12 protein-coding genes are annotated in these 14,209 nt (G+C 69.4%); all 12 read right to left on the bottom strand.

Annotation, left to right across the window (positions count from 1 at the left end; all coding sequences use genetic code 11):
* Positions 1 to 256: 256 nt before the first annotated feature.
* The 12 genes from ACTJIL_RS10295 to ACTJIL_RS10350 all read right to left on the bottom strand — a co-directional run bounded on the left by ACTJIL_RS10295 (position 257) and on the right by ACTJIL_RS10350 (position 13,990).
* Positions 257 to 1,651 carry a dicarboxylate/amino acid:cation symporter gene (locus tag ACTJIL_RS10295; RefSeq protein WP_440755422.1) on the bottom strand — a complete coding sequence of 465 codons (1,395 nt, stop codon included), beginning with the start codon at positions 1,649 to 1,651 and terminating at the stop codon, positions 257 to 259.
* A gap of 160 nt (positions 1,652 to 1,811) precedes the next feature.
* Entirely contained in the window at positions 1,812 to 3,470 is a 1,659-nt protein-coding gene (locus ACTJIL_RS10300) for a BatD family protein (protein ID WP_440755423.1), read from the bottom strand.
* Positions 3,470 to 5,263 carry a VWA domain-containing protein gene (locus ACTJIL_RS10305; RefSeq protein ID WP_440755901.1) on the bottom strand — a complete coding sequence of 598 codons (1,794 nt, stop codon included), beginning with the start codon at positions 5,261 to 5,263 and terminating at the stop codon, positions 3,470 to 3,472. The genes ACTJIL_RS10300 and ACTJIL_RS10305 overlap by 1 nt, the downstream gene beginning before the upstream one ends.
* Before the next feature lie 8 nt (positions 5,264 to 5,271).
* Positions 5,272 to 6,318 (bottom strand): vWA domain-containing protein, encoded by a 1,047-nt coding sequence (locus tag ACTJIL_RS10310; RefSeq protein WP_440755424.1) that lies wholly within the window; start codon positions 6,316 to 6,318, stop codon positions 5,272 to 5,274.
* The gene (locus ACTJIL_RS10315) at positions 6,315 to 6,785 is read right to left on the bottom strand and encodes a DUF4381 family protein (RefSeq protein WP_440755902.1); all 471 of its coding nucleotides are present in this window, start codon (positions 6,783 to 6,785) and stop codon (positions 6,315 to 6,317) included. The genes ACTJIL_RS10310 and ACTJIL_RS10315 overlap by 4 nt, the downstream gene beginning before the upstream one ends.
* Positions 6,785 to 7,675 (bottom strand): DUF58 domain-containing protein, encoded by an 891-nt coding sequence (locus ACTJIL_RS10320; RefSeq protein WP_440755425.1) that lies wholly within the window; start codon positions 7,673 to 7,675, stop codon positions 6,785 to 6,787. Before ACTJIL_RS10320 ends, ACTJIL_RS10315 begins: the two co-directional genes overlap by 1 nt.
* A 187-nt stretch (positions 7,676 to 7,862) precedes the next feature.
* Positions 7,863 to 8,855, bottom strand: coding sequence for an AAA family ATPase (locus tag ACTJIL_RS10325; RefSeq protein ID WP_440755426.1), 993 nt, complete (start codon positions 8,853 to 8,855; stop codon positions 7,863 to 7,865).
* A gap of 224 nt (positions 8,856 to 9,079) precedes the next feature.
* Positions 9,080 to 11,032: a type IV pilus secretin PilQ gene (locus ACTJIL_RS10330; protein ID WP_440755427.1), complete on the bottom strand. Its 1,953-nt coding sequence runs from the start codon at positions 11,030 to 11,032 to the stop codon at positions 9,080 to 9,082.
* Between the two features lie 13 nt (positions 11,033 to 11,045).
* Complete coding sequence (locus ACTJIL_RS10335) at positions 11,046 to 11,582, bottom strand: pilus assembly protein PilP (RefSeq protein ID WP_440755903.1); 537 nt, start codon at positions 11,580 to 11,582, stop codon at positions 11,046 to 11,048.
* 7 nt (positions 11,583 to 11,589) lie between these two features.
* A complete protein-coding gene (locus ACTJIL_RS10340; RefSeq protein ID WP_440755428.1) occupies positions 11,590 to 12,279 on the bottom strand; it encodes a type 4a pilus biogenesis protein PilO in 690 nt (229 codons plus the stop codon).
* Positions 12,276 to 12,932: a PilN domain-containing protein gene (locus ACTJIL_RS10345; RefSeq protein WP_440755429.1), complete on the bottom strand. Its 657-nt coding sequence runs from the start codon at positions 12,930 to 12,932 to the stop codon at positions 12,276 to 12,278. The genes ACTJIL_RS10340 and ACTJIL_RS10345 overlap by 4 nt, the downstream gene beginning before the upstream one ends.
* A complete protein-coding gene (locus tag ACTJIL_RS10350; protein ID WP_440755430.1) occupies positions 12,932 to 13,990 on the bottom strand; it encodes a pilus assembly protein PilM in 1,059 nt (352 codons plus the stop codon). The genes ACTJIL_RS10345 and ACTJIL_RS10350 overlap by 1 nt, the downstream gene beginning before the upstream one ends.
* Positions 13,991 to 14,209 lie beyond the last annotated feature (219 nt).

Here is a 14,209-nt window from a genome sequence, read left to right on the forward strand (position 1 = left end):
TTGGCGCGAATGTCCCCAAGCGGAAAGCGCAGGCCCTGTTTCGCTGTTTTCTGGCAAGCCCGCGATGCCTGGGCTGCTGGCAGGCGTTCGGGGTGAAATCAAGAAGGAGGCATTCGCCGCAGGCGGATGCCGGGGGACATTCGCCCCGGACACCTGCCGGACGCCTCGGGCACCGTCAGGTCGCGACGCGGCCCGCGATCAATCGCTGCCGAATCGGGCGAGGCACCTTTGAAAGTCGGCGAAGCGGAGCTCCTCGTTACGCCCCGGAATCCCGCGCGGCGGCAGTGTCGAGCATGGTGGTCTCCGGTTCCCCCTTCGAAACCATCGCCGCGATGCCCAGGTCACCCGTGACGTTGACCACCGTGCGCGACATGTCGAGGAAGTGGTTCACGCCCAGGATCAGACCGATACCTTCCGGCGGCACGCCGACCATCGCGCAGATCAGCGCGACCACCGGCAGCGAGCCGGACGGCACGCCGGCGGTGCCGATGCCGCCGAGGATGCAGACCAGCATCACCATCACCTGCTGGCCGATCGAGAGCTCCACGCCGAAGAACTGGGCGAGGAAGATCACGGTCACGCCTTCGAACAACGCGGTGCCGTTCTGGTTGGCCGTGGCGCCGATGGTCAGCACGAAGCGCGACACGCGCCTGGGCAGGCCCAGCTCGTCGTCGGCCACGCGCAGCGCCGTCGGCAGCGTCGCGTTGCTCGATGCCGTGGAGAACGCCATCAGCATCGCTTCCTGCACGCCCTTGAAGAACTTCACCGGCGAATAGCCACCGACGAACTTCAGCGCCAGCGAGTACACCACCACCATGTGGATCACCAACGCACCGAACACCACCAGCACGTACCAGCCCAGCCGCACCAGCAGTTCCCAGCCGAACAGTACGGCGAGGTTGAACATGAAGCAGAACACGGCGTATGGCGCCAGCCGGATCACCAGCCCGATCAGGGTCATCGAGACTTCGAACAGGCCTTCGATGCCGCGACGCAGCGTTTCGATGCCCGGCGTCGTCTTGCTGATCACGATGCCGACCCCGAACATCAGCGCGAAGAACATCAGCGCGAGGATCGAAGCGTTGCTGGACGCGGCGCCGACCACGTTGTCCGGCACGATCGACAGCAGCATGTCGATGCCGCTGGCCTGGCCCTTGCTGTCCTGCACGATCGCCTGCGCGCGCTCCGCGCCTTCGCTGAGCAGTTGCTGCGCGAGCACCGGGTCCACGCCGGCGCCCGGCTTGAACACGTTGACCATCACCAACCCCAGCAACACCGCGATTCCCGACAGCCCGATGGTGTAGGCCAGCGTGCGCCAGCCGATGCGGCCGAGTGAGCGGATGTCGCCCATCTCCGAAACGCCCGTGACCAGCGCCGAGAACAGCAGCGGCACGATCAGCATGAAGATCAGCGACAGGAACAGACGGCCACCGGGTTGGGTGACGCCGTGCACGAACAGGTCGACCACCGGGCGGCAGTACCAGGCCGGCTCGCCGGCCACGCACGCGGCGGACGTCAGGTCGACCGGCGTCCAGTCGTGCAGCCCCGTGTAGTACACGAGCAGACCGATGGCCAGGCCCAGGAAGAAGCCGATGCCGATCTTCCAGTGCAGCGGCATGGCCGCCTTGGCGGGCGTCGTCGGGTCGGTCATGGGCGTTTTCGCTCGTGGCGCGGGAAGGTCCGGAGCTTAGCAAACCGGGTCTTGAGCCATCGGCGGTGCCGCTTCGGCCTGTCTGCAGGAACGGATCGCATGGTGCGCGAATGAACGCCGACCGGCCGGAATCATCCAGTTTCGCGCGCCAGCGCGCGCATTATCCGTGCGGGTACAGCGGCGGCAGCGGCTCGTCGGTTGCGGTCGCCGCGCGACTGCGCCAGCGTGGACCGGACGCGAACGCCGCGCGCAGGCTGGCGCGCGCGGCCGGGCCATCGCCATCGCCCCAGCGCGCGCGCTGCAGTTCGGCGACGGCGTCGCGCTGCGCGGCATCGTCCAGACGCTCGCGCACGGCATCGAGATCGGCGGCGGGTGGCTTGGCCATTGCGCACAGCACGTCGGCGACGTCACCGAAGTCGCCACTGTCGAGCGCGCGCTTGAGGTCACGCAGGTCGGCGCGTGCCGCGACGGCGTGTGCCGGAGCGCTGTCCACTGCCTGCGGGGACGGTTGCGTCCTGCGCTGCAGCGCCCACACCAGCGTGGCCAGCCACAGCAGCGCGAAGCCGGCGGTGGCCCAGGCCCAGATCCGCGCATCGCCCTGCACACCAGGCAGGCGCGCGGCGCTTTCGTCAGAGGCCAGGCCATTGTTCGCGCTATCCGCCGCGGCAGCGGGCGCGCCACTGCCTGCCGCGCCCGGCGCGACCTGCCATTGCAGGTCGGGCAGAGACGCGGTGCGCGGCGCGGCAGCGCGCACATCCCACCACGCGATGCGCGGGCCGGGGATGCGCAGCGCGCCCGCGCGCGTGGGCACGATCGAGAACTTGCGTGTCACCGTGACCTTCGGCCGGCCGTCGTCGAAGGTCTCGTCGGTCTGCGCGGGTTCGGCGAACACCTGCGCGCCGTCGATCGCCGGCAGCTCGATGTCGGGGAACTGCGCTGCGGTGGCGCCATCGGCACGCGCTTCGATGGTGACCGTCGCTGCCTCCCCGGCGCGCACGCGCTGCGGCGTGGCAACGTAGCGCAGGCCCAGCCCGCGCAGCGGCAGCCACGGCTGCGGCGCCCTGGCGGGCACCGGGCGCACGGTGACGAAGCGCGGCGCGCCGTTGGCACTGAGCTCGCGCGAGCCGTCGCCGAACATGTCGTCGAAGAAGCCGCCGGTGCTGCGCCCGCTGAAGCGCGCGCCGGGAATCGTCAGCGGCCCGCTGCGCTCGGGCACCAGCAGGAAACGGCGCTCGACCACCGTGTAGCGCTTGCCACCCACCTGGCGCGTGTATTGCAGGTCGCTGCCGACGCGCTGCAGCGAGGCGCCATCGGGCGTGGCCTGGTCGAGCTGGCCGGACACCAGCGGCGTGGCGTAGTACAGGCGCAGCGTGTAACCCACGGTCTGCTGCACGTAGGGAGTCTCGTCGTCGAGCTGCGCCTCGATGAACGCGGCGCTGCCTGCGCGCGCCGGCGGCGCTGCGCTGGTCACGGTCAGCGACAGCGGCTGCGTCCGGTGGCTGCCGACGGTCAGCGCCGGCACCGTCAACAAGCCTTCGCGCCGCGGCTGCAGGGCGACGGCGAACAGCATCCGGGTGCTGGCCTTGCCGTTGACGATCTCGACCTGGCGACTGCTGCTGTTGCCGCTGACGACGAAATCCTTGTCCAGCGGCGACCAATCCGGCGTACCGGCACGGGCGTCGTCGGTCTCGACATTGAGGGTGAGGGTTTCGCCGAGCGCGACCTGGTCGCGGTCGATCCATGCCCGCGTCTGCGCCTGCGCGGCGACACTCGCGAACAGCAACAGCAGGCAGGCCAGCGATGTGCACCAACGTGGCATCAGCGTTCTCCGGTTTGCTGGCGACGCTCGTACTCGAGCCGGAACTTGGCGCGCAGCAGGCCGCCGGGATCGTCGGGCACGCGCCGCAGCCAGGCTTCATTGGCGCGCTGCTTCTCGCGCTCGGCGGCGTTCGACGGCGGTGCGGATTCGTCGGCCTGCGGCTTGCCGTCATCGCCGCGCTCGCCCTGTCGTGATTCGCGCTGCAGCGCCTGCTGCATGCGCGCGCGTTGCTCGGCATCGGCCTTGCGCTGGGCTTCGGCGTTGTCGGGTTTCGGTGGCGCCTGTTGTGACGAGGGCGGCTGCTGGCCGTCGTCGCTGTCCCGTGGCTTTCCGTCGTCGGACTTGTCCTGCGCCTCCTGCGGCCCGTTGCCGGAAGGCGATGGCGACTGCTGGCCTGAATCCTCGTCCGGACTGGACTTGCCGTCGTTCGGCTTGCCGCTGTCGGGCGTCTTGTCCTTGTCGCCGCGGCCGTTGGGCTGCTTCGACGGCGGCGGCTTGCGTTTCATCGCGGCCTCGACCAACTCGCGGTTGCTCTTCGCGTCAGTCATGTCCGGTTGCTGGCGCAGCGCCTCGTCGTACGCGGCGATCGCATCCTCGTAGCGGCCGGCCCTCGCCAGCGCATTGCCGCGGTTGTAGGCGGCATCGGCGCCGGGGACCGCGCGCCACGCTTCCGCGGCGGCCTTGTAGTCGTTGCGACGATAGGCATCGGCGCCGGCCTGCATGCGTTCATGCCGGACCTGGTCGGCGCGCTGCCACAGCGTCCCGTCTTCTGTCGCCAATGCCTGTTGCCAGGGCAGGCACGCGCACAACAGCAGGACCGCGAAACCGCCGCCGCGCCGGAACGCGAACAGCGCCAGCAGCATCAGCGGCAACAGCAGCCAGTAGCCGTCGTCGCGCCATACCGCGGCCTTGCCGCCAGCGGTGGTGTCGCGCGCGGCAGCCCGGACATCGAGCACCCCGAGCGCGGCGAGGTCGCCGGTTCCCGCGGACAGCGTTTCGTAGCGTCCCGCGCCCGCAGCCGCCAGCGCGCGCAGCGAAGCGGCATCCAGCCGCGTGTGGGCGATCGCACCCTGCGCGGTGCGATAGGCAGCGCCGGCCGGCGTGCCGAGCCCCAGCGCGGACACGCGATAGCCGGCCCGCTTTGCATCCGCAGCGGCGCTGCGTGCGGCGGCGTCGCCCTGGTTGCCGAACACCAGGATGTCGCCACTGGTGAAGCCCGCCTGCCGCAGCAGTCGCACGGATTGTTCGATGCCGCGCGCGGGACGGCTGCCGTCCACGGGCATCACGTCCGGCGCGAGGGAATCGAGGAACAGCGCGACGTTGCCGACGTCGCGCGTGAGCGGCGCCACGGTATAGGCGTCGTCGGCGAACACCACCAGCCCCACTTGCCCCCCACTGCGCTGATTCAGAAGCGTTGCGAGCTTGGCGCGCGCCTGCAGCAGCCGCGATGGCGGCAGGTCGCTGGCGAGTATTGCGCTGGACAGGTCGAGCGCGACCACCAGCGGCGCCTCGCCCTGCAGCAATGGCTGCTCGCCCTGGCGCCAGCTCGGCCCCGCCAGCGCCAGCACCGCGATGCCGAAGCCGGCCAGCAGCGCGCACAGTGCGACGACGCCACGCCGGCCTTCGCCGCGATCGAGCAGGTGCGGCAACAGGTGCGCATCCACCGCGCCACGCCACACGTTGTCGCGCCGTCGACGCTGCCGCCAGGCCCATGCCAGCAGCGGCAACGCCAGCAACGCCCACAGCCACTGCGGGCGCAGGAAATGCAGCGCATCGAATGCCTGCGCGAACATCTGCGGGTTCACGTCGTGCCGCCCTGCCGCAGCCGCATCCGCGCGCCGCCGCGCGGCAGCACGAAGCCCAGCAGGCCACACAGGAGGGCAGCCGCCAATGGCCATGGATAGCGTTCCAGCCGCGGCTGCACGCGCTCGCCCGGCCGCTGCACCGGCTCGAGGCGATTGATCTCGGCGTAGATGCCCGCCAGCTCGGCGGTGTCGCGTGCGCGGAACGCGCGGCCGCCGGTGATGTCGGCGATGCGCTTGAGGGTGGCCTCGTCCATGCTGTCGTCGCCGCCCGGCGCCGGCAGGCGGAAGCCGAACACCGACACCTCGCCCCCCTCGCCGCCGAATGCGATGGTGTGCACGCGCACGCCGTTGTCGCGCGCGAGTTCGGCGGCCTTGACCGGCTCGAGCTGGCCGGCATTGCTGACGCCGTCGGTGAGCAGGATGAGGACGCGCTGCCCGGCCGGCTGCGTGCGCAGGCGCTTGACCGCCAGGCCGATCGCATCGCCGATCGCGGTCTCGCGCCCGGCCAGGCCGACGACACTGTCGCGCAGCTGCTGGCGCACGCTTTCGCGGTCCAGCGTCAGGGGTGCCAGCGCGTAGGCCTTCTGCCCGAAGACCAGCAGGCCGACGCGGTCGCCTTCACGGCGGTCGAGGAAGTCCGCGATCACGGCCTTGGCCGCGGTGAGTCGGTCGACGATGGCGTTGCCGAGCGTCATGTCCTCCTCGCCCATGCTGCCGGACAGGTCGACGGCCAGCATCAGGTCGCGCCCGGTCTGCGGCGGCTGCACCGCTTCGCCCAGTTGCTGCGGCCGCGCGGCGGCCACGCAGAGCAACAGCCACGCCAGCCACAGCCACCACGAGGCATGGCCGCCGCGCGCAAGCCCGCCACCCCCGGCAATCGCATCGAGGCGCGCGCCGTACGGCACCTTGAGCGCGGCCGATGCGCTGCGTGCAGTCGGCAGCAGGCGCCGCGCCAGCCACGGCAGCGGCAAGGCCAGCAGCAACCAGGGCCAGGCGAAGCCTGCGAACCACTCGCCGCCCAGGGCCGGCCACAGCGCACTCACCGCCGCACCGCCATCAGTTCGAGATAGCGCCGGCGTGCGAGCGGCAGCAGTGTCGCCGCTTCGTCATCATCGATCTCGCGGCGGAACCCACCGTCGAGCAGCACGCGCCCGGCGCCATCAGAAAACGGGCGTGCCGCGTTCGTGGCCTTCGTGTCGCCATCGAGGAATGCCAGCCAGGCATCACCCTGCAGGCGATCGGCCGCCGGATCGCGCCGGCGCGCCGCGCGACGCAGCAACTCGGACATCGCCGCGACGCGCCCGACCGGCGTGGCCGCCGCGCGCACGCGCTCGTCGAACAAGCGCACGATCGCCGCACGCCGCCGCCGCGCGCGCAGCCACCACCACGCGCCGAGCGCGAGCAGCACCAGCAGCGCCGCCGCCAGCCACCACCAGCCCGGCGCCGGCGGCCACCACGGCGGCGCCGGTGGCTGGTGGATATCGCGCAGCGGCAGGTCCTGCATCGCCATCAGGCCGCTCTCGGCCCTGCAAGCCACGACAGCCAGGATTCGCTAGGGGCATCGCTGGACAACACCTGCACGCGGACCCCGCGCGCCGGCAGCGCGGCCAGTGCGGCATCGATCGGAGCGACGAATTCATTGCGCCAGCGCTGGCGTTGCGCTGCGATGCCGAGGTCGAGCTCCACCCGGCTCGCCAGCGTGGCGAACGGCAGCGGCGCACGCGGCGGGTCGCGTTCCAGCGGGTCGCCGAGCAGCAGCACGATGACCTCGCTGTGCATCGACAGCGCCGGCCAGCGCGACTCGGGCACGTCGGCGACGCTGGCGGCATCGGCCAGCACCACCATCCGCGACCCCGGCCGCAGCAGACGGGCGGCGTGGTCGAGGGCGAGCGCCAGGCCGCCGTCGTCCGCGGGCGGGTGCGAATACCACCGCACCAGCGCGTCGAGCACGCGCAGGGCGCCGCGTGGCCCCGCCGCCGGTGGCACCGGCGGTTCGGACAGGCTGCCGCGCAGCGCCGCGATCCGGTCGCCGTCGCGCACCGCTGCCCAGGCGGCAACCGCACCCGCGCGCGCGGCCTGCACCGACTTGAAGCGCACCCGGGTGCCAAAGTACAGCGCCGGCGCAGTGTCGGCGACGATCAGCGTCAACCGTTCGCGCTCGGCCTGGAACAGCTTGGTGTGCGGCTTGCCGCTGCGCGCGGTGAGCCGCCAGTCGATGTGGCGCGCGTCGTCGCCGATCGCGTACTCGCGCGACTCGGCGTATTCCATGCCGCGCCCGCGCAGCGGCGACGGCGCCTGCCCGCTCACGCCGTGGCGTCCGCGCCGCGGCGGCCGCCGGCCTTGCGCGGCGGCACGTAGCGCGACCAGTTCAGCCAGCGTGGGGACGATGCCGTCGCTCATCGCGTCAATCGCAGGTCAGCGCAATGCCCCCGACGGCGGCATTGCCCCGAGTGTTCTGGCAACACATCGAACGGCGCCGGCACGATCCAGGTTCGCGGTGCGGTGGCACGCAGCACGACCAGTTCGGCAAGCGCGGGAACGATGCCGTCGCTTGCCGGAACAGGTGCCTGGCTCCCGGTCCCGGCGTTCACGGCAATGGCACCTTGTCGAGCAGCCCGGCGACCAGGCGGTCGCCGTCCCAGCCTTCCGCGGTGGCCTCGTAGCTGGGCAGCACGCGATGGCGCAGTACGTCCGGCGCGATCGCGCGGATGTCGTCCGGGGTGACGAAATCGCGGCCCGCCAGCCAGGCGCGCGCACGCGCGCAGCGTTCGAGCGCGATCGAGCCGCGCGGGCTTGCCCCCCAGCTGATACGCCGCGCCAGTGCCGGGTCGTAGCGTGCCGCGTCGCGCGAGGCCAGTACCAGCTCGATCAGGTAGCGCTCCAGCTGCGGCGCGAGGTGCAGGTCGAGCACCGCGGCGCGCGCGGCGAACACATCGGCCTGCGAGATCCGTTCCACGGCCGGGCCCTCGACCTGCAGGTTCTGCCTGGCACGCTCGCGCGCCAGTCGCAGGATCTCGCCTTCGGCATCCGCCGCCGGGTAACCGATGCGCACGTACATGAGGAACCGGTCGAGTTGCGCTTCCGGCAGCGGGAACGTGCCCTCCTGCTCGATCGGGTTCTGCGTCGCCATCACCAGAAACAGCGGCGGCAACGCATAGGTCTGGCGGCCCACCGTGACCTGGCGCTCGCCCATCGCCTCGAGCAGCGCCGATTGCACCTTGGCCGGCGCGCGGTTGATCTCGTCGGCCAGCAGCACCGAGTGGAAGATCGGACCGGGCTGGAATTCGAACCGCCCATCCTGCGGGCGCCAGACCTCGGTCCCGGTGAGGTCGGCCGGCAGCAGGTCCGGCGTGAACTGGACCCGCGCGAAGTCGGCCTCGACGCGCGCGGCCAGTGCCCGGATCGCCGTGGTCTTGGCCAGGCCGGGTGCGCCTTCGACCAGCAGGTGCCCGTCCGCCAGCAGCGCGATCAGCAGCCGCTCGACCAGCTCGGACTGGCCGACGATCTGCGTCGAGAGGTCGTCGCGCAAGGCCGTGAACAGGCCGTGCAGGCGTGAAGTGTCGTGGCTGGGTGTATCCATGGATCGACCATGCGGCGGCGCCCGGCTGGCGTCGGGCCCAGTTTGACCGAAGTGCGACCCCATGGTTCCGGGCAACGTTCAGGTCGGCGCCGGCTGCAACATCGACCGTCAGGGTCGCTTGGCGACAGGGCGAACCCCGACGGCATGCCTCGCACCGGATCGGTGTTCCGTCGAAAACGGAAACGGGGCCCGAAGGCCCCGTTGGTCCGTCCTGGCGAGGACGATCAGTTGCGCTGCGCGACCCGCAGGATCTTCGGTGTGACGAACACCAGCAGCTCCGCCTTTTCCTTGTTGCGCGTCTTCTTCTTGAACAGGTTGCCAAGGAAGGGAATGTCGCCAAGGAACGGGATCTTGGACACGTCGTTGCTGTCTTTGAACTCGTAGACGCCGCCGATCACGACCGTCTGCCCGTCGTCGACCAGCACCGCGGTGTTGACCTCGCGACGGGCGATGGTGGGCACGTAGCCGAAGTCGCCCAGGTCCACGCGGCCGTCCTGCTCGTTCTTGGTCACGAACATGTTGAGGAACACGCGGCCGTCATTGGTAATGGTAGGCGTCACCTTGAGCTGCAGCAGCGCTTCCTTGAACTGCACGGTCGGCACGTTGTTGCTCTGGCCGCCGGTCACGGTGATGTAGCCGATCTCGCGGCCCTGGGTGATCACCGCTTCCTTCTGGTTGCTCGTGACCACGCGCGGGTTGGAGATGACCTCGCCGCGGCCTTCGGTCTGCAGCGCCGACAGCTCGATATCGAGCAGGTAGCCGGCGTTGAGGATCGACAGCGCGAACGAACCAGCGCCCGCGAGCGTGGCCGGCAGGTTGACGTTCATTCCGCGTACGGCTTCGAAGCTGCGATCGCCATTCATCACGGCGTCGCCACGATTGACCGCGTTCTTGCCGGATACGTCGGCGTTACCGCCGAAGCCCAGCGAACTACGGTCACCCGGCTTGCCAGTCGCGCCGTTGATGCCGAACTTCGCGCCCAGCTCGCGCGCGAACGATTCGGTCGCGATCACGATCCGGGCCTCGATCACCACCTGGTCGACCGGACGGTCGAGCTGGCTGACCAGGCTCTTGATGTTGCCGACGCGCTCCGGGATGTCGATCACGAGCAGGGTGTTGGTGCGACGGTCGAAGCTGATGCTGCCGCGGGACGACAGAAAGCCGCGGCTCTGGGCGCCTCCGCCGGCCTGCGCACCACCACCACCAACACCGCCCTTGCTTTCTTCCGTCAGCAGCTTGGCGATATCCTCGGCACTGCCATAGTTGACCGGGATGTACTCGGTCACCATTTCGGCGCTTTCCTCGAGCTGGATTCGCGCTGTGGCCTTGGCCTGCTCATAACCAGCGATCTCGGACTGCGGCGCGACCCAGACCACATTGCCGCTGCGACGCTTGTCCAGCCCCTTGGCCTGCAGCACGATGTCCAGCGCCTGGTCCCACGGCACGTTGTCCAGGCGCAGGGTCACGTCGCCCTGCACGGAGTCGGAGGCCACGATGTTCAGGTGCGATTCGTCGGCGATCAGCTTCAGCACCGTGCGCACGGCGATGTTCTGGAAGTCGAAGGTCACCGGCTTGCCGGTGTACTTGCGCTCCAGCGGATCGGCCTCGCTGCTGCGGGCCGCGGACTGCGGCGCCCCCACCGCGCGTGCCGGCGCGGCGGCGCGTGGCACGATCTCGACGATGTAGTCGCGACCGGTCTGGTAGGCCATCGATTCGAACGGACCGTTGGTGCTGAGCACGATCTGCGAGCCGCTGCCGGCCTGGCTGGCGTCGATCCGCTGCACCGGTGTAGCGAAGTCGGTGACGTTGAGCGGCCGCTGCAGCGCAGGCGACAGGCTCGCGTTGCCGACGTTGATGACCACGTCGGAACCCTGCTTGCGCAGGTCGGGCACGGCACCATCGCCGCTGAAGCGCATGATCAGCTTGCCGGAGCCGCCGTCGCCGCGCTTGAAATCGATGCTGGAAACGGCCAGCCCGCCGGCCACCTGCTTGGCCGGGTCGACCGCCACGGGAGCGGCGGCCTGCGTGACCGCGAAGTAGGACGCGGTCGTGGCGGGTTGCTCGGCATGCACGGCGCCGAAGGCCGAGACCAGCCCCGCGACGAGACCGACCATGCTGGCTCGCAAGGGCATGGCGCGTCGGCTCTTCTGCAGGTGTTGCGCTTGGGTAACGGTCATCAGGCTTCCCCTATCAATTGTCTTCGAGCGCAACCGACGCCGGCCGTTCAAGCCAGCCGCCCGCGCCATCCGGCACAAGTTCGACGAGTTCAATGCGATCTTCGCGAACGTCGGTCACGCGACCGTCGTTCTGCCCCATGTAGACACCGGGCTGGACCCGGTACACGACCTTGTCGGGCGCAACCACGAGCCCGATGACGCCGTTGCCGCGACCGATCGTACCGACCATGTCGAGGCTGTCGAGCGGAAACTGCTCGAGCGTCTGCTTGCGGCGATGCGAGTCCGGACGCGGGCCACTGCCGCCGCTGTCCTGCGACGTGAACGCATCGCTGAACGGATCCCGCATGCCCTGGGCGGCGTATTCGAAGGTTTCGAACTGCTGCATCACCGGCAATGGATCCAGCGGCGGGGCCGGCTTGGCCTTGACGTTGGCGGCCCACTCTTCGAGGTTGGGCGCCGGCTCGGGACCGCTGGTGACGCTGCGTCCACAGGAACCAAGCACGAGGGCAAGACCGAGGGCGAGCGTGCCACGGATGACGGTTTTCGACATGCCCATGTCAGTTCCCTCCCCCGGCTGCCGGCGCGGCGGCATTCGCGGCCGCTGCGTTCGCTTGCTCGGCCGCCTCGTCTTCGTCGAGGTAGCGATAGGTCTTCACCGTGCCTGCGAGTTCAAGGCTGGAGTTGGGGCGGATCGAGGCTGCGGGGTCCTTGTCGGCGTTCACCGGGCGCAGCGAAATATCGTGCATCGTCATGATCACCACGCGCGGCAGCGAGGCGACGCCGCTGACGAAGGCACCGAACTGGTGGTAGGTGCCCACCATCTTCAGCGCGATCGGCTTCTCGGCGTAGAACTCCTTCGGCGTCTCCGGCCCGGGCTGGAACAGCTCGTTCTGGATGCCGGTGGCCAGCGCGGTCTGCGATATGTCGACGATCAGGTCGGGCATCTCGGTCTTGCTCGGCAACTGCCGCAGCATCTGCTGCAACTGCTGCTCCATCTGCGCGAGCTGCTGCTTGAGCGGCTCGAGGTTGGACGCGCGGCCCTGCTTGGTCTCGAACTCGCCGCGCAGCTCGGTCTCGCGCTGGTCGAGTTGCTTGAGTTGCTCGCCCTTGTCGCGGGTCACCACCCACCACAGCAGGCCGAAGATCAACAGGCCGAGCAGCACGCAGAAGATGATCTTGTACTGCCTCGGCCAGCTGCCGGGGCTGTTGAGATCGAGTTCACTGATCTTCACTTTTCTCTGGCTCACGAGGCGGCTCCTTCTTTGGCAGGGGCTGCCGGCGTCGCGCCGTCGACCGGCGTCTCGCCCACGGGCGGAGCCGCGTCTGGAACGCCATCGCCGTTCTCGTCCTTGGCCGCGTTGGGATTGGCCAGGGTGACGGTCAGCGAGAATGCGTACGGGAGGCCCTTCACCATGCCCTTGGCCTCGATGATCGAAAGCTCGGGCCTGGTCATCCAGCCAGATCCCTCCAGGTTGCGCATGTAGGTACTGACGCGGGCGTTGGACTGCGAGCGACCTTCCAGGGTGAGCTTCTCGCCTTCCTGCTTGATCGAGGTCAAGACCACGCCGTCGGGAATGGTGCGCACCAGCGAGTCGAACAGGTGCACCATCTGCGAACGATTGGCCTGCAGCTGCTCGATGACTTCCTTGCGCGCCAGCAACCGGGCCTTCTGCTTGTCGAGCTCCTCGATCTCCTTGATCTTGCCGTCGACCTGGGTGATCTGGTCCTGCAGGTAGCCGTTGCGCGCTTCCTGTCCGGAGATCTGGTTGTTGTAGTAGGTGTTGACCAGGAACCACAGCACCAGCCCTGCCAGCGCGGCGAGGACCAGCATGAGGCCGAATTCCTTCTGGCGCACCTTGCGGCGTTCGGCACGCCACGGCAGCAGATTGATCCGGGCCATCAGTCGAAGCTCCTCAATGCGAGGCCGCAGGCGATCATCAGCGCCGGGGCGTCCTGGGCCAGCGCATGCGCCTGCACGCGCGGCCCGAGCGTCATCTGCGCCAGCGGGTTGGCGACCACCGTCTGCACGCCGAGCTGCTCCTCGACCATTTCGGCCACGCCCGGGATCGAGGCACAACCGCCGGCCAGGACCACCTGGTCGACACGGTTGAACTCGCTGCCGGCGTAGAAGAACTGCAGCAGGCGACTGATCTGCTGGACCAGCGCCTCCTTGAACGGCTCGAGCACTTCGATCTCGTAGCTTTCGGGCAGTCCGCCCTGGCGCTTGGCCAGGCCGGCTTCCTCGTAGCTCAGGCCGTAGCGGCGCATGACTTCGTCGGTCAGCTGCTTGCCGCCGAACACCTGTTCGCGGCTGTACAGGCTGCGGCCGTTGCGCAGGATGTTGAGCGTGGTCATCGTCGCGCCGACATCGACCATCGCCACGATGCCGTCATGCGGGATGTTGAGCGAACTGGCGAGCAGCGCGAAGGCGTTCTCGATGGCGAACGCCTCGACGTCCATCACCCGCGCGGTGAGTCCACCCAGCTCCAGGGCCGAGGCGCGCATCTCGACGTTCTCCGAACGCGAGGCCGCCAGCAGCACCTGCACCATCTCGGCGTTGCCCGGCATCATCCCCAGCACTTCGTAGTCGAGGTTCACTTCCTCGATCGGATACGGAATGTAGTTGACCGCTTCCAGCTCGACCTGCGACTCCATGTCGTCGTCGTCCAGGTCCGCGGGCATGGGGATGATCTTGGTGATCACCGCCGAACCGGCGACGGCCGCGGCGGCCTGCTTGGCGCGCGTGCCGGACCGGGAAACCGCCCGGCGGATGGCTGCGCCCACCGCCTCGACCTCGACGATGCTCTTTTCGACCACCGCGTTGGGCGGCAACGGCTCGACCGCGTAGTGCTCCACGCGGTAGCGGTCACCCGACCGCGACAGCTGGAGCAGCTTGACGGCAGTCGAGCTGATGTCGACGCCGACGAGCGGTGCCTGACTTTTTGTGATGAGCCCCACGATTTCTCCCCTTGTCACGGGCGCTTACGCGCGCTTCGTGCCCCGCTGCATTAAATAACGGACTTTTCACCCCTTGGCAACTGCTCGATCGCAGGACCGTGGCCGTTGCCGCATTCCGGACCCGCATTCCGGACCCCGCTCCCCACCGCGACCCCGACGGGGGCCGGAGCCCGCTCCTCTATACTCCGCGCCTCCGCCCTTCCGCAATGCGCGCCACAG

The organism is Luteimonas sp. 22616, assembly GCF_052044325.1.
Taxonomy (GTDB): Bacteria; Pseudomonadota; Gammaproteobacteria; order Xanthomonadales; family Xanthomonadaceae; genus Luteimonas.